The sequence below is a fragment of the Sphingomonas desiccabilis genome, from assembly GCF_004135605.1.
Taxonomy (GTDB): domain Bacteria; phylum Pseudomonadota; class Alphaproteobacteria; order Sphingomonadales; family Sphingomonadaceae; genus Sphingomonas; species Sphingomonas desiccabilis.
Genome location: NZ_SDPT01000001.1, coordinates 410,823 through 431,963 on the forward strand (window position 1 = coordinate 410,823; position 21,141 = coordinate 431,963).

Sequence of the window (21,141 nt, forward strand, 5' to 3'; positions counted from 1 at the left end):
GTACCTCTCCCTGGCGCCCGTTCTTCCGACGGGCGTCTCCAGCAACGATAGCTCGACGAATTTAATCGTAAAGCATTTTTCTAATAAGTTTCCGCGAGCGGTCGTGTGCACCGCGCCTCGGGATGCTCAGCCGGTTAGATGCGGCCGTGTCGGTGCCTCGATGCGGGAGGGCGCATCCCTGGGGGCGACGGTGTAGAGCGAGGGTGTGATGGGGGCGCCCGGCGGCTTCGTCGCGCCCTCGGCCTGCCCCTTCTGCCAACCGCCAACCGGCCGCGACAAAGGACGGAAGCAGGGGGCACGCCTGGTGGCGATCGCCGCGGAAGGAAGCGGGCAGGGGCAGCGCGTCGAGAAAGTGGCGCGCCGCACCAGCGACGGATTTAGCCGCCCGTGGGGCCATGCCGGTCGCTGCACGCTGATCCCGCATCGCGTTCGGGAACAGCAGGAAATAGCGCGCTCCCCGGGAGGGTTCTCCCGGGGAGCGGCAGCCGTCCGATTACATGCGGAGCGAAACGCCCGCGACGATCTGGCGACCCAGCAGGTCGTAGCCCATGATCGTGTTCCCGCGCAGCAGGCCGATCTGGGCGCGGCTGTCGGGGACGATCGGCGGATCGCGATCGAAGATGTTGTTCGCGGCCAGGCGGAACGTCATCTTCTTGTTGATGTCGAACGTGAACGCCACGTCGAACCAGTCATAGGCCTTGATGCCCGCATACTGGTCACGCCGCGCGCTCTCGTCCTGCCGAGGGATGCCGGTGTCCTCCGGTGAATAGAAGGTCAGCGGCATCGCGCTGCGGTGACGCCAGTTCAGCGAGATGCTGGCGACGCGGTCCGACGAGGTCCAGGTCGTGCGGAACTGGTGCTGCCAGGTCGGCATGCTCTCGCCGCAACCGCTGCCCCAATAGCCGGTGCAATCGCGCGGCTCGACCGTCGGCGCACCCTGCGTGCCCACCAGCGTCATCAGCGTGCCGTTGAAGCTCATGTCGAGGAAGCCGACGTTGCCCAGGCCCAGGTTGTACTGGCCCTGGAAATCCCAGCCGTGCGACTGCGACTTGTAGCCGTTCACCGACCCGCGCGACACCCAGCCCGTGGCGGGGCTACCGGCCGGCGAGCTCGACAGCGTGCCGTCCGGGTTGCGCACGATGCCGCGGCAGAAATAGTCGTTGCCGGTAGTCAGGCACTCGTTGATCCAGTCCGCCGGGTTGAGGAAGGTGAGCTGGTCCTCCAGGTCGATCAGCCAGCGGTCGATCGACACCGTCAGGCCCGGCAGGAACCGCGGCCGCAGCACCACGCCGAAGGTCTTGGTGAAGGCGCTTTCGGGCGTCAGGCCGAAGCCGCCCTCGCGCACCGTGCAGCGATCGTCCGGGCAGATCAGCGTCGCGCTGCCGTAGAGATTGTCGGCAAGGCCGGTGTTGCGGCACTGGGCGAGCGAAGCCGACGGTGCCAGGCGCGGACCGTTGGGGTTCGACGGATCGACACGCGGCGCGCACGGATCGGCGTAGAAGCCCTGGTTCCAGAAGACGTTGGCCGCGCCGGCTGCAGCGCCGACACCCGGTGCCGCCTGCGACTTGTTGTAGGACGCCCGGAAGGTGATGTCCTCGATCGGCGCCCAGATGCCCTCGACCTTCCAGGTGCCGAAGCTGCCGTCGAGACGGTTGTACTTCGACTGGCGGTAGCCGGCGTTGAGCTGGAGCAGCTGAGTCCAGGACTGGTTCTCGACCAGCGGCGCCTGCACCTCGACGTTGCCTTCCAGGATGTTCTGGGTGACGCGCTGGTTCTCGCCGTAGCCGTTGTTCTCGCGGAAGATGTCGTTGACGATGGAGCGCTCCATCTCCTCGCGATATTCGGCGCCAATCGCGATCGCGATGCCCTGCTCTGCAAAGGGCGAGGTGATGCCGTACTTGCCGAGATCGCCGCTGACCGTGCCCAGGAACTGGAGCAGGCGCGGGATGCGGGTGTAGATGCCGCCGGTCGCCCCGCCGTAGAGATAGTTGTTGAGCGCCAGGTCCTGGTTGAAGGGCGCAAAGGCGTTGAAGGGCACGCATGCCGGATCGCTGCCGTTGACGACCGAGCGGCAGGTCGGGGTACCGCCGACGTTCACCACGTCGAGCGAGTTGTTGATGCTCTCGAACTGCGCGAAGGGGGTGTCGATGCTGTCGAGCCGCGCGCGCGAGATCATCCCGGCCACGTCATAGGACCAGACGTCGTCCAGGACGCGACCGCGCAGGCCGGCGACGATGCGATAGCCCTCGTTGGTGAACTTCTGTTGCACCGACGGCAGCCCGTCGAAGCGGTAGCGCACGTCGATCGGGGCATATTGGCCCGCGACCCCGGCATTGGCGCCGCACAGCACCTGTGCCTGCGATGCCGACAGGAACGGGTTGTCGCAGTTCACCTGGAACGGAGTGCTGCCGTAGGCGCCGAAGTTGAAGGTGCGGTTGAGCTGCGTGTTGTAGGACTTGTCCTTATAGTACAGCCCGTTGCCGTAGAACTCGATATGATCGTTGATCTGCGCGGTGATGAAGCCGCCGGCGTTGATACGGTCGAACGGACGCTGGAACGACCAGTCATCGTACGGGTTGGCCTGCGCCGCCACCGGACCGCTGTTGATCGGGATGAAGGTGCCGTTCCCGTTCGGGTTGTTGACGAGGACCTGACCCGCATAGGCGCCGGCCTGTGGGATGATCGTGCCGGCAGGCGTGAAGCTGGCGCGCGAGCAGGCGAGCGGCGCGGTGTTGCTGGTCTGGACGACCTCGCAGACGGCGCCCGAACGGTCGCGCAGGCGCACCAGGTCCGACTGGCGATAGTTGACGAAACCCGTGATGTTCACGCGATCGTCGAAAAGGTTGGTGCCGGCGGAAAGGCTGATATCGGCGCGACCGCCGTCGTTGGTCATGCCGCTGGGCGCGGTGACGCCGATCCGGGACGCCGCCTCGGTGACGGCGCTCTCGCGGTTGTTGTGATTGAAGAAGCTGTAGTTGGCGTCGAGCCGCACGCCTTCGAAGTTCTTCTTGAGGATGAAGTTGACGACGCCCGACACGGCGTCGGAGCCATAGACCGACGAGGCGCCGCCGGTCAGCACGTCGATGCGGTCGACCAGGGCGGTCGGGATGATGCCCACGTCCACCGTGTTGGGCAGGCCGATGCGCAGGCCGTCGATCAGCATCAGCGTGCGCTCGTAACCCAGGCTGCGCAGCTTGATGCGCTGGCGCCCTTCGGAGTCGCTGAAATTCTGTTCGGAGTTCGCCTGCACCTGGGGGAGGCGGTTTAACACTTCCTCGATGGTGGTCGCACCTTGCGCGGCGATCTCGGCCGAGGTGGTGGTGACGATCGGGGCTGCAGAGCGGTTGTTCGGGCGCTGGATGCGCGTTCCGGTCACGACGACTTCTCCGCCGGTGTCCGCGCGATTGTCGGCGCGGACGTCTTCGGCGGCAAGCTTGGCCGATGCGACCGGATCGCCGATGGCAACCGGCGCGTCCTGCGTGGAGACGTCACCGGTATCGGCGGCGACCTGCGCGGCAGCAGGCATGGAAACCAACGCGGCCACGCAGCAACTTGTGGCCAGCAATCCCTTGAACAGCATTGTCTTCCCCCGTTTTCAGTTCCTGTCCCTCGGCCGCACGTGCAGCGCTGCACGCGCGATCAGTTCTCCGACCCGCTTTCCGCGCGCCGCGCCTGCCGGATGAGAATCCGCCCCGATCACCAGTGTTTCGATGCTGTCACAAAGGTTTCATTTAGACAATACCGATAGTGACGATTGGTATTATTGTACCACGTAGTTTTCTTCTGGCCCGGTGCTTGAGAAACGTGCGTCCCCGTGCGGCGGCGAAGGGCGGACCCAGCGCAGGACGAGAAGCAGGAGCCTGGTGAAACCCAAAGAACAGAATGCGTTGGAGTGGTGCCGAGCAACAGTCTTCGACGGATTGGAAGCAGCTGAGAGACCAAAGAGGGACAGCCCGGCAGTTGTGGTTCGACTTTCCTGCGGCCGGGGCATGGCATTCCAATACCAGTGACAGGAAGACCCGAGGGCGACGCGCACTTGCCGTCTGCTGGACAGGAGCGGGCATCGCCCGACATCGGTAGCGGACGGCGCAAGGACTGGAGCGGGGTCCCGGCAAGCATCGGCTTGCGGGTTCGCACCGTTGACGGAGGCCGGTGCTCCGTTAGGTCATCGGATCAGCTGTCGTCGGCTTCCTGGTCGACGGCATCCATGAAATCGCGCGCGGCTTCCCGGTCCGCCTCGTCTTCGAAGGCGTCGAGGTCGGGCGCGATGCCCAGCATGTACATCAGGCACCACAAGGCGAAGCGGCGGCCGCTGTCCTTCTCAAGCCCGAACTCGAGCCGCAGCCGATCGGCGCCGTCGGCGATCTGCCCCGGCGAGAGGGCGACGATGTCGGCCGAGCCGAAGAAGCGGATGAGGAGCTGGTCGAAGTCCATGATCGCTCTCTAGCCGAAGCTTTGCTCCGCCCCAAGCGGGAGCGGGCAACAGGAACCCGATCAGTGGCTTCTATTCGAAGAACCAGCATGATAGCGATACCAGGGACGGACGCGACGCCGGTGAGAAGGTCGTGCCGGAGTTCCAAGGGGAGAGAATGCTGTGGCGTCGCGTGCAGGGATGATGGTGACTCGGCGAAGCCTGATGGGCGGGGCCGCCTGTGTCGGGGCCTTGGCGTTAGGCTCGCTTCCGGGACCGGCGCATGCCGAGGCGCGGAGCGCCCCCGCGGGCCAGGGCGCATTTCCGCTGATCGCGGGCGGGGTGCCTGCCGCCGTGGTGATCGATGCCCAAGCGGATCCGGCCGTTGGCCACGCCGCCCGAAGCTTCGCTGCCGACCTGGAGCGCGTGAGCGGCAATCGCGCGCGGCTGATCGAAGGAGACACCGCGGGCCTGCGCGGCCCGGCGGTCCTGATCGGGGTGCTCGGCCAAAGCCCGATGCTCGACGCGCTCGCGGCCGCGGGCAAGATCGACGCCGCGGACCTGCGCGGCCAGTGGGAGGCGTTTCGCCAGATTGTCGTCGACGATCCGCTGCCAGGTGTTCCGCGCGCGCTGGTCGTGATCGGGTCAGACCGGCGCGGGGCGGCGTTCGGGACCTATGACCTGTGCGAACGGATCGGCGTGTCGCCCTGGCACTGGTTCGCCGACGTGCCGGTGCCGCGCCGGCGCGACGTTTCGATCCCGGCAGGCGCGCGGCGCGACCAGCCAAAAGTGCGGTATCGCGGCTTCTTCATCAACGACGAGGCACCGGCGCTCAGCGGCTGGGCGGAGAAGAAGTTCGGCGGCGTCAATTCGAAGATGTACGCGCATGTGTTCGAGCTGCTGCTGCGCATGAAGGGCAATTACCTGTGGCCCGCGATGTGGGCGCCACGGGCGTTTGCGGCCGATGATCCCCAGAACATGGTGCTGGCGGATGCGATGGGCGTGGTAATGGGCAATTCCCACCACGAGCCGATGCTGCGCGCCCATGACGAATGGCACCGCAACAAGGAGGCGGGCGTCACCGGCGGCGCCTGGGACTACAGCAGGAACACCGAAAACCTCCGCCGCTTCTGGCGCGGCGGCATCGAGCGGATGATGTCCAAGGGCGATGGCCGCGGTTATGAGTCGGTGGTGACGGTCGGCATGCGCGGCGACGGCGACGAGGCGATGGCCGAAGGCACCGCCATCCCGCTGCTGGAACGGATCGTCACCGACCAGCGCGCCATCATCGCCGAAGGGACGGGCAAGCCGGCCAGCGAAACCCCGCAGGTGTGGGCGCTCTACAAGGAAGTGCAGGACTATTATGATCACGGCATGAAGGTGCCGGACGACGTCACCCTGCTGTTCTCCGACGACAATTGGGGGCAGATCCGCAGGCTCCCCGACGCGGGCACGGCGCCGCGGCGCGGCGGCTACGGCATCTATTACCACTATGACTATGTGGGCGGTCCGCGGAACTACAAGTGGATCAACACCAGCCAGGTCGAGAAGGTCTGGCAGCAGATGGATCTCGCCTATCGGCGGGACGTGCGGACGATGTGGATCGTCAACGTCGGCGACATCAAGCCGATGGAATATCCGCTGAGCTTCTTCCTGAAGATGGCGTGGGACCCGGAGGCGATGACGCCCGCGGCGCTCGCGGCCTATCCCGGGGACTGGGCGACGGCGACCTTCGGCGCGGCACACGGGCCGGCGATCGGCGATCTGCTCACCCGCTACAGCAAATATGCCGCGCGGCGGAAGCCCGAGCTGATCGACCCCGACAGCTTTCCGCTGGGCGGCATCACGCCGGATGGGCTGGACGGCGGCGAGTTCGGGGCGATGGTCGCGGAGTGGGATGCGCTGGAAGCGCGCATGCTCGACACCCGGTCGCAACTGGGCGCGGAGCAGCTGGACGCCTACTACCAGATCGTCGAGTTCCCGATCGCGGCGATGGCGAACCTCTATCGCCTCTACTATGCCGCGGCGTGGAACAAGCTGCTGGCGTCGAAGAACGATGCGCGCGCCAACTATTTCGCCGACCAGGTCGAGGCGACCTTCCGCCGCGACGGGGCGCTGACCCAGCGCTACCACAGCATCCGCGGTGGCAAGTGGGACGGGATGATGGCCCAGATCCACATGAGCTACGTGATCTGGAACGACCCCACGCAGCAGACCATGCCCAGCATCACGCGGGTCGCTGCCGATACGCCGAACGACCGGCGCCGGCCGCAGCCGCGCTTCGTGGCGTCGAAGGCGGCGCCCGAGGGCGTGATCGCGGTCGAGGCGCCGGCGTTCAGCCGCGCGCGCGACGGAAAGGGGCTGCGGTGGACGACGATCCCGAACCTGGGTCGTACGGCGGGCGCCGTGATCGCGCTTCCCCAGGGGCTGGCGGCGACCGCGCCGGAGGATGGCGTCAGCCTGGAATATGACGTGACGGTGGAGAAGGGCGGCCCGGCGCAGGTGACGCTCTATCTGGCGCCCACGCTCGACACAAGCGGCGGTCGTGGCGTGCGGATCGGCGTGTCGCTGGATGGCGGTGCCGTGCAGGTGCTGCAGGCGCAGCTGGAGGCGACCGGCGGGCCCGAGGACACGCCGGGCAAGGAGCGCTGGGCGCAGGCGGTGCGCGACAATGCGGTCCGGCTGTCCGCCGGCCTGGGGACGGTCGCGCCGGGGCGCCACGTCGTTCGGGTCTGGCGGATCGACGACAACGTCGTGCTCCAGAAGCTGGTGCTGAGTACCGTGCCGGTGCCGCCGAGCTATCTGGGCGCCGTGCCGGCGCATGGTGGTGGAGGAACCGGCACCCTGCCGGCACCCGGCGCATCGAAGGGACGGCGGCGGCGCCCCGCCTGAGCCGGGGCAGGGCGGGCGGTGCGGAGCCGCCCGCGGTCAGGCGATCTCCCGCAGGGTTGCGAGCGCGTGGGCGGTGGCATCGTCCAGCGTTTCGCATACGGCGATGCCGGGGAGGTCGGCCGTCCATAGCTCGGCAAAGCCGCGGACCTTGCCATAGCTGTTGTCGAGGACCGCATGGGGGATGCCCATCAGCACGCTGAGGATGTGGCCGTGCAGCCGGTCGGTGACGATCGCGTCGCCCGAGCCGAGCAGCGCGCGGCCCCGTTCCAGCTCCGCGCGGGCGCGGGCGCGGAAGCGGCGATAGTCGGGTTCGCCACCGGCAAGCATGCGCGCGGTGCGGCCGAGCCGCGCGACCGCGCGATCCCAGCGGCTGGGCGCGCGCGTGCCATGGATCCAGTCGACGAGCAGCGTGTCGCGCGGCAGTTCCGGTACGCCGCGCCCGGCGCTGCGCTCCTGGTCGGTGCGCAAGAGGTAGACGATGTCGTGGACCGGAAGCGCCGGGCGCGAGAGGCTGCCGAGGCAAAAGGCCATGTCCGGGCAGAGTTCGGCCGGGCAGCCGAGTTCCGCTTCCGCAAAGGCAAGGCTGGCGCGATCGCGGACCAGGAGGGTAAAGCTGCCGTGGGCGGCGATCGCCTCTCGCGTCAGGCGCACCTGTTCCGGGTCGGCGAAATGGATCGTCTGGGGCAACTGGACGATCGGCCGGCCGGGCAGGGCGGCGAGAAGCATTCGGCGGAACTGCTGGAAGCGCGGCCACAGGTCCCCGAAGTTGCCGCCGCCGCTCAGGAACACCGGCCCGTCCGGGACGCGGCGGAGCAGCGCGTCGAGATCGAAGCCGTGGATGGTGCTCACATAGCCGGGCGGCTGGGCGGCCGCGCGATCGAAGAAGGCGAGTTCGCCCAGCCAGATCAGGCTGTCGCCCACGTTAGAATAATCCGGAAAGTCCAGCAGCGCATAGCCACCCGACAGGTCGGCGAGCGGGGTGACGGTGTGCCGCACCCGCTCTGCCAATTCCTCCACCCGCTCGAACATCGCATCCATTGGCGCAGGTGGTCGCAGGCTGGCCGGAACAGGCAAGATGGCCGCACCGTTATGGTCCGGTCCCTGCGCGCGCCCTCTGTGAGGACGCGCGGATTGCTTCCATCCCGGAGGCGCTTGCCTCGCCCATCGCTCCCGTGGATAGGCGGAGCGGCCGCGCCGGCGCCCTCAAGAAGACGCTGCCCATCATGCCCGACCTGCCCCAGCCGATCCCCGCCGCGACGCTGATCGTGATGCGCGACGCGCCGGGCGCGCCCGAGTTGCTGATGGTCGAGCGGTCCGCGCAGATGGCGTTCGCAGGCGGTGCGCTGGTATTCCCCGGTGGCCGGATTGATCCCGGCGACGTCGCCTTCGCGACCGAGCTTGGCGATGCAGCGGTGGCGGCGAAGGCGGCGGCGATCCGAGAGACAATCGAGGAGGTCGGACTGGCGGTGGGGCTGGATCCGCAGCCGGGCGCGGGCGACCTCCAGGCGATGCGGGCGCGGCTGCATGCGGGCGAGCCGCTGTCGACGGTGCTGGGGCGCCACCGCATCGTGCCGGAGCGGCTGGTGTCCTTCGCACGCTGGCAGCCGGAGCGGCTGGTCGCGCGGCTGTTCGACACGCACTTCTTCCTGGCAGCGGCGCCCGAAGATGCGCCGACACCCGTGGAAGACGGGGCCGAGACGGCGCGCGCCTTCTGGGCGAGCGCGGCGCAGGTACTGGCCGACGCGGGGGCGGGCCGCGCGCACCTGATCTTCCCGACGCGCCGGGTGCTCGAGCGGCTGGCGACGCTTGGGAGCTTCGCGGCGGCAGCAGCGCATGCAGCCGCATATCCGGTGCGCACCATTACCCCCTGGATCGAGCGGCGCGACGGCATCGACCAGCTGTGCATCCCCGACGACCTCGGCTATCCGGTCACTGCCGAGCCGCTTGCCGAAGCGCAGCGCCGATGAACCGCGTGCGGCAGGCGACGCGGGCGATCCTCTGGGGGCTGGTGCTGCTCGCGATCGGCTTTGCGCTTTACGCGCTCGTCCGGAACCGTCCGCAGGACCTGCCGTGGCGGCCGCTCGACCTGAGCGAGCCGGTGGGGATGTTCACCGGGCGCAAGCTGGCCGGGCTTGCAGACGATTTCCCCAAGTGCCGGCAACTGCTGGAGCAGGCGGGCGTGCACTATCTGCCGCTAGCGCCGCTGGTGTCGGGCCAGTGCGGCTATGCCGACGGCGTGCGGCTGACCACCGGAGGCGCGCGCGCGATCCGCTTCTCGCCCCGCGACGTGGGCACGTCCTGCCCGGTCGCGGCCGCGCTCGCGATGTGGGAGTGGCAGGTGGTGCAGCCGGCCGCCCGCCGGCACTTCGACAGTGCCGTCGTGCGGATCGAGCATTTCGGAAGCTATAACTGCCGGCGCATGTACGGCCGATCGAGCGGGGACTGGAGCGAGCATGCCGCGGCCAATGCGCTGGACGTCGCCGGCTTCGTGCTGGCGGACGGGCGCCGGGTGACGGTGGTCGGCGACTGGAAGGGCGAGGGGGAGCGCGCCGCCTTTCTGCGCGACGTGCGGGACGGCGCCTGCGACCTGTTCTCGACCGTGCTGTCGCCCGACTACAACGCCGCCCACCGCGACCACCTCCACCTCGACCAGGCGCGGCGGGGAGCGATGGGATGGCGGGCGTGCCGGTAAGCCCTCGCCGCGCGACGATGGCGGGAGGACGGTTCTGACGGTGGAGCTTTCGGTCCAAGAAGCGCGGCGGATTGCGCTCACCGCGCAGGGGTTCAACGCGCGCGAACGCGACGGCGCGGTCGGCCCGGCACGGGTGCGCCGGACGATCGCGAAGCTCGGCTTGCTTCAGATCGACAGCGTCAACGTCCTGACCCGCGTGCACTATCTGCCCCTGTTCTCACGCCTGGGCGCCTATGATCGGGCGCTGCTCGACACGCTCCTGGCGGAGCGCCCCAAGCGCTTCTTCGAATATTGGGGGCACGAGGCGTCGGTGCTGCCGATAGACTGCCACCCGCTGCTGCGCTGGCGGATGGCGCGGGCGCGGGCCGGCAGGGGGATCTGGCGCCCGCTGGAGCCGTTCGCGGGCGCGCGGCGGGCCGAGGCCGAGGCGCTGCTCGCCCGTATCGCGAGCGAGGGACCGCTCGCGGCCTCCGACCTGGCCGGCAGGGCGAGGGCCAAGGGCATGTGGGTGTGGAGCGACGGCAAGCATGCGCTTGAATGGCTGTTCTGGGCGGGCCTGGTCGCGGCGACGCATCGGCGCGGCAATTTCGAGCGCGTCTACGATCTGCCGGAGCGCGTGCTGCCGCGTGCCATCCTCGACCGCCCCACCCCGACCGGGGAGGAGGCCCGGCGCGAACTGCTGGCGCGATCGGCACGGGCGCTCGGTATCGCGACCGCCGGGGACCTGCGCGACTACTACCGGATCCCCGCTGCAGACGCTCCCCAGCCCATCGCCGAGCTGGTCGAGGAGGGGACGATCGTGCCGGTGCGGGTGCGTGGCTGGCGCCAGCAGGCCTATCTCTATCGCGACGCGCGGGCCGGCCGGCGGGCGAACGGGCCGGCGCTGCTGTCGCCGTTCGATCCGCTCGTGTGGAACCGCGATCGGACCGAGCGCCTGTTCGGCTTTCGCTATCGCCTCGAAATCTACACGCCCGCGCACAAGCGCGAACATGGCTATTATGTCCTGCCGTTCCTGCTCGACGGTGCGCTGGTCGCGCGCGTCGACCTGAAGGCGGAGCGCAGGAGCGGGAGGCTGGTCGTGCAGCAGGCCAGCATCGAGCCGAACGCACCGGCCGCTACGCCGGAGGCGCTGCGCGCCGAACTCCAGCGGCTGGCGGGATGGCTGGACCTCAGGGGGCCGGACGAAGGTCGCGAGCCTCCCGCGGTGTGAGCCGGCTGCTCAGTTCGGCAGGGAGCGCGGATCGACCTTTTCGACCCAGGCCGGGAAGAAGGCCGGCTGGCGCAGCGACCAGCCCGAGGCGGTGGCGGCGGCTTCGCTGATCGACTGGAGCAGCTTGCGCCGCAGTTCGGGATGGAGGTGGGGAAGCGCGGCCGATGCGCAGAAGGCGGACGGGAGCCACGGCCGAGTCTCTGCACCCAGCAGGCGCTCATAGAGGAAGCGATAGGCGGAGAAGGAGGTGAGGCGGCCCTGGCCGAGATCGAACGCGGTCACGACCAGGAGCGGGGCCATGAAGGGTTCGACCGCTTCGAGGCCGCTGTCGTCCGGAACGAGCGCGCGGATCTCTGGCAGGCGATCGTAGAGCCGGGCCTGGGCGCGGATGCTGGCCGCCTCGACGACGTCGCGCGACCAGCGCTCCATCGCATCCTGACGGTCGAGCCCGATGTCCAGCGAGCGGCGGATGTAGCGCTGGGTCGCGGCGCTGAAGCCTGCGAACTCTTTCATCTCGGCCAGGGTCATCGCGCCTTCGGCCGGCTTCATCCTTGCGCCCATCGATCTCGCTCCCGAACGTGCTCCATCACCAGACATTCTGCCGGGAGGCGGTTAACAGCATGCTGAACCGATCCGGCGCGTGCCAACGAACGGACCATGAAATCTGTTGCAGCGCAACAAAGGTTGCGACGAACCGAGCGGAGAGGCCTTAGCGGGCGCGGGCGCGAACCGCGGCGGCGGGGATCCAGCCGGAGAGGCAGGCGCCTTCATAGGCACGGCGGCCGCCCACCGGGCTGGTGACGCCGCATCCTTCCTGGGGTGCCGCGGCCGGCGGAACGACCACGCCCAGCCAGCGCTGGTCGATCGAGCGGGTGCAGACGAACAGCGGCCTGCCTTTTTCGAGCGCGTCGGTGACCGATGCCTCTTCGAACGGCGCTGCGCGGACGGGGATGGAGGGCGCGATCACTTCGCCGCCGATGCCGCAGGCGGCGAAGCTCGGCCCCTGTTCGCCGATCCGGACCGGCATGGTGCCGGGCGAGAGCGGCACGGTCGTCTGTTCAGCCGCGGGGCGGAGATCCTCCTCAGGAAGAGGGCTGTTGTGGCAGCCGGCGAGCAGCAGCGCGGCGAAGAACCAGGGTCGCATCGGCCTCTTCTAGACGGGATGGGCGCAGCCGGGAATGACGGCGATTCGCCGCACCGAAGCAATCGGCCCCGGCAACGTCGGCCTGGCAGGCATGCGGAAAAAGGCCGCGAAATCAGCCATCGCGCAGGCGAGGCGGCGCCGCGACACAGCTTTTGCCGGGCAACCACCGACGGCTAAACACGCTTCGTCGGAAAAGGTTCCATCGACGAGGCGCATGGACTTTCGCCCGTTCGAAAACCCTGCTTCACACGCTGACACGAGCTTCACCGACCTTTGGGGGGTCCATGAATTTCCGGGCTTTTGCAGCGCGTTTCGCGCTGGCGGTATCGTTTTGCCTGCTGACCACGGCGCCTGCCCAGGCACGCTTCTGGCAGTGCGCACCCTATGCCCGCGAGATTTCCGGCATCGACATTCACGGCAACGCCAACACCTGGTGGAACCAGGCTGCCGGCAAGTACGAGCGCGGCAACACCCCCAAGGAAGGCGCGGTTCTGTCGTTCGAAGCCAGCCGCCGCATGCGGATGGGCCATGTCGCGATGGTCTCCAAGGTGGTGAGCGACCGCGAGGTCCTGCTGACCCACGCCAACTGGTCTCGCCGCGGCGGCATCGAGCGCGACGTGCGCGCGGTGGACGTCTCGGCCGCCGGCGACTGGAGCGAAGTGCGCGTGTGGTTCGGCCCAGTTGGCGGCCTAGGCACCTCGTCCTATTCGACCAACGGCTTCATCTATTCGGGCCGCGCTCCGCAGACCGAAACGCTGGGCACCGTCGAGATCGCCAGCGGCGGCAACAACCTCGGCAAGGGCATCACCGCACTGGTCGACTGATCGCCTGCAAGACCCCAAACAGAAGCGGCCCGTTTCCTTCGCTGGAAACGGGCCGCTTCTGTTTCTAGCACAGGCCGGCGGCACTACGCCTTTGGGCGGAACACCATCGCGACGCCGTTCATGCAGTAGCGCTTGCCCGTCGGCTTGGGGCCGTCGTCGAACACATGCCCCAGGTGACCGGCGCAGCGGGCGCAGCGCACCTCGGTGCGCGCCATCCACAGCGACCGGTCCGACCGGGTCATCACCGCGCCCCGGAGCGGCGCCCAGAAGCTGGGCCAGCCGGTGCCGCTCTCGAACTTGGTCGCGGAGGTGAAGAGCGGCTGGCCGCACCCGGCGCAGGCGAAGACGCCGGCGCGTTTTTCCTTGTTGAGCGGGCTCGTATAGGCGCGCTCCGTGCCTTCCTCGCGCAGCACGTGATATTGCGCGGGGGTAAGGCGAGCGCGCCACTGCGCGTCGCTGAGCTTGAACGGCGCGGGGGCCGCGTTCCCAGGTGAGGCGGGAAGGCCGATCGCGAGCGCGGTGCCGCCGAGGCCGACCAGCCCCAGCAGGCGGCGGCGATCAAGAAGAGGCTGTGTCATCAGCCGGGAAGATGGGGCGGCGGCCGTGCGGTTTCCAGCCGCCCCGACCCGCTAGCGACCGAGCAGCGCGGCCCAGCGGAACTTGGGGCCGGCCGATTGCAGCACGCCGCGACGGAACAGCCGTGCACCGACCGTGATCGTCAGCGCCACCCACAGCATCTGCCAGCCGATCGCGAGCAGATGAGGCCACAGCTCCGGCCGGTTGGCCGCACGCGCGGCCATGGCGAAGGGGGAGCTGAAGGGGAAGACCTCCGCAAAGGTGGCGATCCAGCTGTGCGGCTTGCCGGCGGCGGTGAGGGACAGCGCGAACATGCCCATCTGGAACAGGGTCAGCGGCAGCGACAGCATCTGGATCTCGCGCGGGGTGGAGGCCTGGGCGCCGATGCCGAGGAACACCGCGCCGAGCAGCAGATAGGCAGCGGCGAAATAGGCGGCGAACAGCAGCGCGAAGACCGGCAGGCCGACCGCGGGCGCGAGCCCGGCGAGCGTCGCCGCCTCGCTGCTCGGCAGGAACGCGCCGACGTTGCCGATCAGCGTGCCCCAGAACAGCACGAACAGGATCGCGACCCCGAACATGCCGAGGAGCTTGCCGAGGAACACCGCCTCCAGCGGCACGGCGGCGGCGAGCACCTCGATCACCTTGTTGGAGCGTTCCTCCGCCATGGTGCCGACCGCCTGGCTGGCCAGGATCAGCGTGACGGCGAACAGCGCGATCACGGCGAAGCCGGCGGCGGTGTTCTTGCCGCCGATGGTGCTGGTCTCCCGCGCCACCCGCTCGAAGCGCGGCTGGCTGATGGGACCGGCAAGGCCCGCGCGGCCGTCGCGTGCGACCTGTTCGGACAGCATCGCGAGATATTTGGAACTGCGCGAGATGGCGTTGCCGTGGACGATGTGCGGTTGCTCGGGGGCGCCATAGAGCACGGCCGGCACGTCGCGATCCTGCTGGGCGAGGAGCTTGCGCGCCTGGGCGGCAGGGTCGGGATCGGGCGTCACCACCTCCAGCGCGGGCGGCAGCGACTCCTGCGAAAGGAAGCCGCGGGCGAGGCGATCGGCGGCAAGGAAGCGGGCGCCGTCGGCCGGGGCGGCGATGGCGTAGAGCCGCTCGCGATCCTCGCCGCTTTCGCCGACCGCGCGTGCGCCCAGGCTGCCGAGCGCGCCGAAGCTGGCGAACAGCATGGGTGCGAGCAGGAAGATCAGGAAGGTCGGGGTCAACACGGTCGCGACGAAATCCCGGCGGGCGATCGTCAGCGTCTGGCGCAGCATGCGGCGAAGATTGCTCATGCGGGAGTTCCTTCGGCCGCAGCCTTGCCGACGATGCGCACGAACGCGTCGTGCAGCCCGGGGCGTTCGATCGAGAGGCCGGCGATGCCGAAGCCGCCGGCGATGAGGCGGCTGAGCGTCTGCTCCACGCCTTCTTCGGGCACCGAGAAGGTCCAGCCGTCGCCCTGGCGGTCCCGCTGCGCATCCGGCGGCAGCAGCGCGGCGATGCCGTCGCCCGGGTGATGGGGCACGTAATGGGCGCGCATCGGCAGCGTGCCGCGCGCCTCCGCCACCGTCCCTTCGAACCGGCGCTTGCCCCCGGCGATGATCGCAAGGCGGTCGCACAGCCGCTCGGCATGGGCCATCACGTGGGTGGAGAAGAGAATGGTGGCGCCGCGGTCGCGCTCGGCCATGACGAGCCCCTCGAGCCGCTCCTGGTTGACCGGGTCGAGGCCGGAGAAAGGCTCGTCGAGGACCAGGAACTCGGGCTCGTGCACGACGGAGCCGAGCAGCTGCACGAACTGGGCCATGCCCTTGGACAGCTTGCGGATCTTGGTGTCGATCGAATCGCCCAGGCCTGCGCGCTCCATCATCACGCCGGCGCGCTTGCGACCCGTCGCCCAATCGAGGCCGCGCAGCGCCCCCATGAAGGCGATCGCCTCGCGCGCCTTCATGCCGGGGTAGAGCCCGCGTTCCTCGGGCAGATAGCCGACGCGGTCGGAGGCGTCGCGGGGCGCGTCGTGCCCCAGGAGGCAGCGGTGGCCCGCATCGGGCTCAATGATGCCGAGCAGCATGCGCAGCGTCGTCGTCTTGCCAGCACCATTGGGGCCGAGCACGCCATAGACGGCGCCGGTCGGTACCTGAAGGTCGATGCCGTCGACGACGCGGCGTCCGCCGAAGCGCTTGACCAGTCCACTCGCAGTCAGCGCCAGGCCCGTGGCAGCAGCGTTCGACTCCATCCAACCTCCGTATGGCCGGGCGAGGTCATCCCCCCACGCGCTGCCCTTGTTGCATACCGACGTAACGCGTGGCGCACGCAAGGGGTGCTGCGCGCCGCGCCATCGTGGTAGCGGGGCGGCGTGGACCAGCACAAGTCCCTGGAAACGCGCATCCAAGAGAAGGCGGCGGAACTCGGATTCGCCGCCTGCGGCTTTGCGCGCGCGGATGCCGCGCCGCAGACCGCCGCGCGGCTGCGCGAGTGGCTGGAGGCGGGGCGGCACGGCAGCATGATCTGGATGGAGGAGCGCGCCCACCACCGCGGCTCGCCGGCTGGGCTGTGGCCGGAGGTGCGCTCGGTGATCGCGCTCGGCATGAGCTATGCGCCGGCGCGCGACCCGCTGGCGCTGGCCGGGGTGGGAGATCGCGGGCGGATCTCCGTGTACGCGCAGGGCGCCGACTACCACGACGTGGTGAAGAAGGCGCTGAAGGCGCTCGGCCGCTGGCTGGCGAACGAGGCGGGCTGCGACCTCAAGGTGTTCGTGGATACCGCGCCGGTGATGGAAAAGCCGCTGGCGGAGGCGGCGGGGCTCGGCTGGCAGGGCAAGCACACCAACCTCCTGAGCCGCGAGCATGGAAGCTGGCTGTTCCTGGGGGCGATCTATACCACACTGGAACTGGCGCCCGACGCGCGTCCGGGGGGCAGCTGCGGATCCTGCGACGCGTGCCAGCGGGCGTGTCCTACCGACGCCTTCCCGGCTCCCTATCAGCTCGATGCGCGGCGGTGTGTGAGCTACCTGACGATCGAGCATGCCGGGCCGATCCCGGCGGCGCTCAGGCCAGGCATCGGCAATCGCATCTATGGCTGCGACGATTGCCTGGCGGTGTGCCCGTGGAACAAGTTCGCGGCGACGGCGGCGGCCAACAAGGGGTTCCTGCCGCGCGCCGAACTGGCGGCGCCCCGACTGGCGGAGCTGATGGCGCTCGACGATCCGGGCTTCCGCCAGGTGTTCGCAGGATCGCCGATCAAGCGGATCGGGCGCGACCGGATGGTGCGCAATGCGCTGGTGGCGGCGGGCAACAGCGGCGATCCGGCGTTGGTGAGGCCGGTGGTGGCGCTGCTCGACGATCCGGCGCCCGTGGTTCGCGGGGCGGCGGCCTGGGCGCTGGGGCAGCTCGATCCGGCGCGGTTCGCGGGCGAACGGGAGGCGCGGCTGGTGGCCGAGGCGGATGTGGATGTTCGGGCCGAGTGGGCGGCCTCTCCGTCATCCTGACGGAAGTCAGGATCCATTGCCTCCGTCTGGAGTCGCAAGCGCTGCGCGAATGGATGCTGATCTTCATCAGCATGACGGGGAAGACGCTATCGCCCACCTTCGCGGCGGACGAGCGCTGCGACGCAGCTGGCGCGATCGATCGGGGCGCCGTTGCGCTGGCGGGCGTCGACATAGGTGACGACCGGCGTGCCGCCGCCCTTCGGCGCATAGAGATAGGCGTCGAGCACGCAAATGTCCGAGCCGAACTGCATTTTGCGGCCGGCCCCCTCCGTCAGTTCGGCATCGGGCTTTCCGAACAGCTTGGTGAGTGCGTTGGCAGGCTGCCCCAGGATCCGTTCCAGTCCGACGGCGCTGTAGCTGGCGCTCGGCGGGGGCGGGGGGACGTTGCCGGGCCCGGAACTGGGCACCGTCGCGCAACCGCCCAGCCCCATGCCCAGCACTGCCAGTCCTGCCCAACGCTTCATTTGCTTTGCCTTTCGTGGAACCAGTGGGTCGCCATGGCCGCGCCGAGCACCGGCGCGACGAAGTTGACGAACGGGATCAGGAGCAGCCCGGTGCCTGCAAACCCCAGCAGCAGGCGTCCGCCCGCGGTGGTGCGCCGCCACGCGCGCATCGACGGGGCGGGGAGGTGCCGTGCCGCCACCATGTCCCCCAGGTCGCGGCCGAGCAGCCAGCCATTGACCAGGAAGAAGGCCAGGGCCGTGCCCACGCCCGTCGCCAGCAGCAGCAGGTAGATCGGCGCGAGCAGCAGGTTGACGCCGATCACCCGGCCGGCCGAGCCGATCCCCATCGCGGCGCCGCGCGCGAACGGGACCGGCCGGGCGCTGGCGAGGGCTGCGGGATAGTGGCGCGCCTCCACCGCCGCGACCACGTCGTCCGCGAAGATGCCGGTGACGGCGATGGCGACGGCGCGGAACAGCAGCCAGCCGAGGCCGATGGTCGCGATCACCGCCGCCGCGGCCGCGAGGTCGCCGAGGCCGCTTCCCCAGCGAAGGCCGTCCCGTACCAGCACGTGGGCGCCGAATGCGAGCAGCGCCGCCACGAGCAGGAACAGCAGCAGCGTCACGACGAGCGACTTCGCCAGCACCGCCAGGATGCGCCGGTCGCCGAGTTGGGCGACGGAAAGGAGGAGGGCGCGGATCATGGCGCCGGAATGAGGGGCGCGTGCGCCGGCGTCAACGCGGTTGCACGCACGCACGCCGCTCTTTACCGCGAGGGCGTTTGCGGATCCCGCATTGGAGACTCACTTGACCGAACCCACCTACGACGTTGTCGCGATCGGCAACGCGATCGTCGACATTCTCGCCCAGGCCGAAGATTCCTTCCTGGAAGCGGAAGGCATGAACAAGGGCTCGATGCAGCTGGTGTTCTCGCCGGCCGAGGCCGACGCGCTCTATGCCAAGATGGGGCCGGGCCGCGAGGTTTCGGGCGGTTCGGCGGCGAACACCGTTGCCGGTATCGCAGCGCTGGGTGGCAAGTGCGGCTTCATCGGCCAGGTGGCCGACGACCAGCTGGGCAAGGTCTTCGCGCATGACGTCCAGGCTGTCGGCATCCGCTTCGATACCGCAGCGCGGCCAGGGGACCCCACCACCGCGCGCTGCCTGATCTTCGTGACGCCGGACGGCCAGCGCACGATGAACACCTTCCTGGGCGCCTCGCAGTTCCTGCCCGAGGCGGCGCTGGACCGGCAGATGATTGCGGATGCCGCGATCCTGTACCTGGAGGGCTATCTCTGGGATCCGGAGGAACCGCGCCAGGCGATGCGCGCCGCGATCGAGGTCGCGCGTGGGGCCGGGCGCAAGGTCGCCTTCACCCTGTCGGACGTGTTCTGCATCTCGCGCCACGGCGACGATTTCCGCACGCTTCTGGCCGATGGCATGATCGACATCCTGTTCGCGAACGAGAACGAGCTGCTCGCGCTCGCACAGGTCGAGGATTTCGAGGCGGCGGTCGCGAAGATCGCGCCGCAGGTGCCGACGCTGGTGGTGACGCGCAGCGAGCATGGCGCGATCGCAGTCGTTGACGGCGAGCGGGTCGCGGTGCCGGCCGAGCCCGTCGCAGCAGTGGTCGACACGACCGGCGCGGGCGACCTGTTCGCCGCCGGGTTCCTCCATGGCCAGGCGCAGGGCCGCAGCACCGCGGACTCGCTGCGCATGGGCGCGATCTGCGCGGCGGAGATCATCTCCCACTATGGCGCACGCCCGAACGTCGACCTGAAGAAGCTGATCGCCGACAAGCTCGGCTGATCCCGCGGCAAACGTTGCGGAGGTAAAAAAGAAAGGGCCGGAGGAGCGATCCTCCGGCCCTTCTTGTTCATCGCCTCAGCGGGTGCCGGGAACGGGAGGGTCGACCTCCTCATAGGCGGTGTGCTCGGGCACGTCGACGAGACCACGGCCCAGGTGGCTCTTGCGGAAGCCATAGGCGAAGTAGAGCACCAGGCCGATCGCGCCCCAGCCCGGCAGCACCAGCTTCGCATCCGGCGGCAGGAACCAGTAGAGCACCACGCAGCCAATCATGGTGAGCGGCGCCACCACGAAGAGCAGCGGAGCCCGGAAGGGCCGGCGGCGGGTCGGCTCGGTCTTGCGCAGGCGCATCACCGCGATCGCCACCATGAAGAAGGCGAACAGCGTGCCGGCGTTGGCGATGTCGGCGAGCTTGCCGACCGGCAGGAACGCCGCCGCAAAGGTGACGCCCAGGCCGGTGATGATGGTGATGACGTGCGGCGTCTTCCACTTCGGGTGGATCGTCGACAGCTTCTCCGGGAGGAGGCCATCGCGCGCCATCACGAAGAACATGCGCGTCTGGCCATAGATCATGACCAGGATGACCGAGGGCAGTGCCAGGAAGGCGGCGAGGCCGATCAGGTTGCCGACGTTGAGGTAGCCGATCTGGCGCAGGACGTGGGCGAGCGCTTCCTTGGAGCAGGACAGCGGCTCGGCAGCGGCGGCGCTGATCGCGGCGCAGCGGGCGGCGAGCTCGGTCGAGCCCGGGGCGAGCCAGCTGCCGTCGGTGCCGGTCACCGGCTGCGAACCGATCGGCGAGCCGATCGCGCCGGCGGCCACCAGCATGTAGAAGACGGTGCAGATCGCAAGGCTGCCGATCAGGCCGATCGGCACGTTGCGCTGCGGGTTCTTGGTCTCCTCGGCCGCGGTGGAAACCGCGTCGAAGCCCACATAGGCGAAGAAGATCGAGGCGGCGGCGCCGATCACGCCTGCGCCCGAGCCATCGCCCCAGCCCTGCGGCATGAACGGCTCGAAGTTCTCCATCTGCATGACGGGGAGCGAGAGGATGATGAAGGCGGTGAGCGCCGTCACCTTGATCGCGACCAGCACCGCATTGACCTTGGCGCTCTCGCTGGTGCCGACGACCAGGAGGCCGGTGATCAGCAGCGCGATCACGACCGCAGGCAGGTTGATGATGCCGCCGGCATAGGGGCCGGCGATGATCTCTTGCGGCAGGGTGATGCCGAACCAGCCCCCCAGCTGGCCGACGAAATAGCCGGACCAGCCGACCGACACGGCCGAGGCCGCCACCGCATATTCGAGGATCAGCGCCCAGCCGACCATCCAGGCCAGCAACTCGCCCATCACCGCGTAGGTATAGGTGTAGGCGGAGCCGGAGACCGGCACCATCGAGGCGAGCTCGGAGTAGCAGAGCGCCGCGACGGCGCAGACGGCGCCTGCAATGACGAAGGAGATCATCATGCCGGGGCCCGCCTTTTGCGCGGCCTCTGCGGTGAGCACGAAGATACCCGTGCCGATGATGGCGCCGACGCCGAGCAGGGTGAGCTGCAGCGCGCCGAGCGAGCGATGGAGCGACTTCTTCTCGGCAGTCGCTAGAATGGCGTCGAGTGGTTTGACGCGCCCGAAGATCATGCGGTTTTCCCCTAAACCGGTCCGTTTCGCATCAGCGAAAGTGTG

General features: G+C 69.0%; 19 protein-coding genes. 7 read left to right on the plus strand and 12 right to left on the minus strand.

The window, feature by feature from the left end; genetic code table 11:
- Positions 1-493: 493 nt before the first annotated feature.
- Positions 494-3,544: a TonB-dependent receptor plug domain-containing protein gene (locus tag EO081_RS01865; RefSeq protein ID WP_240697506.1), complete on the minus strand. Its 3,051-nt coding sequence runs from the start codon at positions 3,542-3,544 to the stop codon at positions 494-496.
- A gap of 629 nt (positions 3,545-4,173) precedes the next feature.
- A complete protein-coding gene (locus EO081_RS01870; protein ID WP_129340249.1) occupies positions 4,174-4,434 on the minus strand; it encodes a hypothetical protein in 261 nt (86 codons plus the stop codon).
- A 184-nt stretch (positions 4,435-4,618) separates the two neighbouring features.
- On the opposite strand from EO081_RS01870, the gene EO081_RS01875 reads away from it, so the two are divergent.
- Positions 4,619-7,303: a glycosyl hydrolase 115 family protein gene (locus EO081_RS01875; protein ID WP_240697507.1), complete on the plus strand. Its 2,685-nt coding sequence runs from the start codon at positions 4,619-4,621 to the stop codon at positions 7,301-7,303.
- Between the two features lie 36 nt (positions 7,304-7,339).
- On the opposite strand, the gene EO081_RS01880 is transcribed toward EO081_RS01875, so the two are convergent.
- Positions 7,340-8,332 (minus strand): polysaccharide pyruvyl transferase family protein, encoded by a 993-nt coding sequence (locus EO081_RS01880; RefSeq protein WP_165284444.1) that lies wholly within the window; start codon positions 8,330-8,332, stop codon positions 7,340-7,342.
- Between the two features lie 194 nt (positions 8,333-8,526).
- On the opposite strand from EO081_RS01880, the gene EO081_RS01885 reads away from it, so the two are divergent.
- The 3 genes from EO081_RS01885 to EO081_RS01895 are packed head-to-tail and all read left to right on the plus strand — an operon-like array spanning position 8,527 to position 11,205.
- Positions 8,527-9,270, plus strand: coding sequence for an NUDIX hydrolase (locus tag EO081_RS01885; protein WP_129340251.1), 744 nt, complete (start codon positions 8,527-8,529; stop codon positions 9,268-9,270).
- A complete protein-coding gene (locus EO081_RS01890; protein ID WP_129340252.1) occupies positions 9,267-9,995 on the plus strand; it encodes an extensin-like domain-containing protein in 729 nt (242 codons plus the stop codon). The genes EO081_RS01885 and EO081_RS01890 overlap by 4 nt, the downstream gene beginning before the upstream one ends.
- Positions 9,996-10,035: 40 nt before the next feature.
- A complete protein-coding gene (locus EO081_RS01895) occupies positions 10,036-11,205 on the plus strand; it encodes a winged helix-turn-helix domain-containing protein (protein WP_240697508.1) in 1,170 nt (389 codons plus the stop codon).
- Positions 11,206-11,214: 9 nt separating this feature from the next.
- On the opposite strand, the gene EO081_RS01900 is transcribed toward EO081_RS01895, so the two are convergent.
- The 3 genes from EO081_RS01900 to EO081_RS01910 all read right to left on the minus strand — a co-directional run bounded on the left by EO081_RS01900 (position 11,215) and on the right by EO081_RS01910 (position 12,565).
- A complete protein-coding gene (locus EO081_RS01900) occupies positions 11,215-11,766 on the minus strand; it encodes a hypothetical protein (RefSeq protein ID WP_129340254.1) in 552 nt (183 codons plus the stop codon).
- 148 nt (positions 11,767-11,914) lie between these two features.
- The gene (locus EO081_RS01905; protein WP_129340255.1) at positions 11,915-12,349 is read right to left on the minus strand and encodes a hypothetical protein; all 435 of its coding nucleotides are present in this window, start codon (positions 12,347-12,349) and stop codon (positions 11,915-11,917) included.
- A gap of 9 nt (positions 12,350-12,358) precedes the next feature.
- The gene (locus EO081_RS01910) at positions 12,359-12,565 is read right to left on the minus strand and encodes a hypothetical protein (RefSeq protein ID WP_129340256.1); all 207 of its coding nucleotides are present in this window, start codon (positions 12,563-12,565) and stop codon (positions 12,359-12,361) included.
- A 68-nt stretch (positions 12,566-12,633) separates the two neighbouring features.
- On the opposite strand from EO081_RS01910, the gene EO081_RS01915 reads away from it, so the two are divergent.
- A complete protein-coding gene (locus EO081_RS01915) occupies positions 12,634-13,173 on the plus strand; it encodes a CHAP domain-containing protein (RefSeq protein ID WP_129340257.1) in 540 nt (179 codons plus the stop codon).
- Positions 13,174-13,256: 83 nt separating this feature from the next.
- Here EO081_RS01915 and msrB read toward each other — a convergent pair whose 3' ends face one another.
- The 3 genes from msrB to EO081_RS01930 are packed head-to-tail and all read right to left on the minus strand — an operon-like array spanning position 13,257 to position 15,970.
- Positions 13,257-13,751, minus strand: coding sequence for a peptide-methionine (R)-S-oxide reductase MsrB (gene msrB, locus EO081_RS01920; RefSeq protein ID WP_129340258.1), 495 nt, complete (start codon positions 13,749-13,751; stop codon positions 13,257-13,259).
- A 51-nt stretch (positions 13,752-13,802) separates the two neighbouring features.
- Positions 13,803-15,032 (minus strand): ABC transporter permease, encoded by a 1,230-nt coding sequence (locus EO081_RS01925; protein WP_129340259.1) that lies wholly within the window; start codon positions 15,030-15,032, stop codon positions 13,803-13,805.
- Positions 15,029-15,970, minus strand: coding sequence for an ABC transporter ATP-binding protein (locus tag EO081_RS01930; RefSeq protein WP_129340260.1), 942 nt, complete (start codon positions 15,968-15,970; stop codon positions 15,029-15,031). Before EO081_RS01930 ends, EO081_RS01925 begins: the two co-directional genes overlap by 4 nt.
- A gap of 120 nt (positions 15,971-16,090) precedes the next feature.
- Here EO081_RS01930 and queG point away from each other — a divergent pair, with 120 nt between their 5' ends.
- Positions 16,091-17,221 (plus strand): tRNA epoxyqueuosine(34) reductase QueG, encoded by a 1,131-nt coding sequence (gene queG, locus EO081_RS01935; protein ID WP_129340261.1) that lies wholly within the window; start codon positions 16,091-16,093, stop codon positions 17,219-17,221.
- Positions 17,222-17,307: 86 nt separating this feature from the next.
- Here queG and EO081_RS01940 read toward each other — a convergent pair whose 3' ends face one another.
- Complete coding sequence (locus tag EO081_RS01940; protein WP_183947805.1) at positions 17,308-17,685, minus strand: hypothetical protein; 378 nt, start codon at positions 17,683-17,685, stop codon at positions 17,308-17,310.
- Positions 17,682-18,365: an EI24 domain-containing protein gene (locus tag EO081_RS01945; protein ID WP_129340262.1), complete on the minus strand. Its 684-nt coding sequence runs from the start codon at positions 18,363-18,365 to the stop codon at positions 17,682-17,684. The genes EO081_RS01940 and EO081_RS01945 overlap by 4 nt, the downstream gene beginning before the upstream one ends.
- Positions 18,366-18,468: 103 nt before the next feature.
- Between EO081_RS01945 and EO081_RS01950 the strand changes: the two genes are divergently transcribed.
- Positions 18,469-19,467, plus strand: coding sequence for an adenosine kinase (locus EO081_RS01950; RefSeq protein ID WP_129340263.1), 999 nt, complete (start codon positions 18,469-18,471; stop codon positions 19,465-19,467).
- 75 nt (positions 19,468-19,542) lie between these two features.
- Here the strand turns inward: EO081_RS01950 and EO081_RS01955 are convergent, their stop codons facing one another.
- Positions 19,543-21,096, minus strand: coding sequence for an amino acid permease (locus EO081_RS01955; protein WP_129340264.1), 1,554 nt, complete (start codon positions 21,094-21,096; stop codon positions 19,543-19,545).
- Between the last annotated feature and the right edge of the window lie 45 nt (positions 21,097-21,141).

What these genes read in the sequence shown, in the direction of transcription:
- EO081_RS01870 (WP_129340249.1), bottom strand. Translation starts at nt 4,434, where the DNA reads ATGGACTTCGACCAGCTCCTCATCCGCTTCTTCGGCTCGGCCGACATC.
- EO081_RS01880 (WP_165284444.1), bottom strand. Translation starts at nt 8,332, where the DNA reads ATGTTCGAGCGGGTGGAGGAATTGGCAGAGCGGGTGCGGCACACCGTC.
- EO081_RS01885 (WP_129340251.1), top strand. Translation starts at nt 8,527, where the DNA reads ATGCCCGACCTGCCCCAGCCGATCCCCGCCGCGACGCTGATCGTGATG.
- EO081_RS01890 (WP_129340252.1), top strand. Translation starts at nt 9,267, where the DNA reads ATGAACCGCGTGCGGCAGGCGACGCGGGCGATCCTCTGGGGGCTGGTG.
- EO081_RS01900 (WP_129340254.1), bottom strand. Translation starts at nt 11,766, where the DNA reads ATGGGCGCAAGGATGAAGCCGGCCGAAGGCGCGATGACCCTGGCCGAG.
- EO081_RS01905 (WP_129340255.1), bottom strand. Translation starts at nt 12,349, where the DNA reads ATGCGACCCTGGTTCTTCGCCGCGCTGCTGCTCGCCGGCTGCCACAAC.
- EO081_RS01910 (WP_129340256.1), bottom strand. Translation starts at nt 12,565, where the DNA reads ATGCGCCTCGTCGATGGAACCTTTTCCGACGAAGCGTGTTTAGCCGTC.
- EO081_RS01915 (WP_129340257.1), top strand. Translation starts at nt 12,634, where the DNA reads ATGAATTTCCGGGCTTTTGCAGCGCGTTTCGCGCTGGCGGTATCGTTT.
- msrB (WP_129340258.1), bottom strand. Translation starts at nt 13,751, where the DNA reads ATGACACAGCCTCTTCTTGATCGCCGCCGCCTGCTGGGGCTGGTCGGC.
- EO081_RS01925 (WP_129340259.1), bottom strand. Translation starts at nt 15,032, where the DNA reads ATGAGCAATCTTCGCCGCATGCTGCGCCAGACGCTGACGATCGCCCGC.
- EO081_RS01930 (WP_129340260.1), bottom strand. Translation starts at nt 15,970, where the DNA reads ATGGAGTCGAACGCTGCTGCCACGGGCCTGGCGCTGACTGCGAGTGGA.
- EO081_RS01940 (WP_183947805.1), bottom strand. Translation starts at nt 17,685, where the DNA reads ATGAAGCGTTGGGCAGGACTGGCAGTGCTGGGCATGGGGCTGGGCGGT.
- EO081_RS01945 (WP_129340262.1), bottom strand. Translation starts at nt 18,365, where the DNA reads ATGATCCGCGCCCTCCTCCTTTCCGTCGCCCAACTCGGCGACCGGCGC.
- EO081_RS01955 (WP_129340264.1), bottom strand. Translation starts at nt 21,096, where the DNA reads ATGATCTTCGGGCGCGTCAAACCACTCGACGCCATTCTAGCGACTGCC.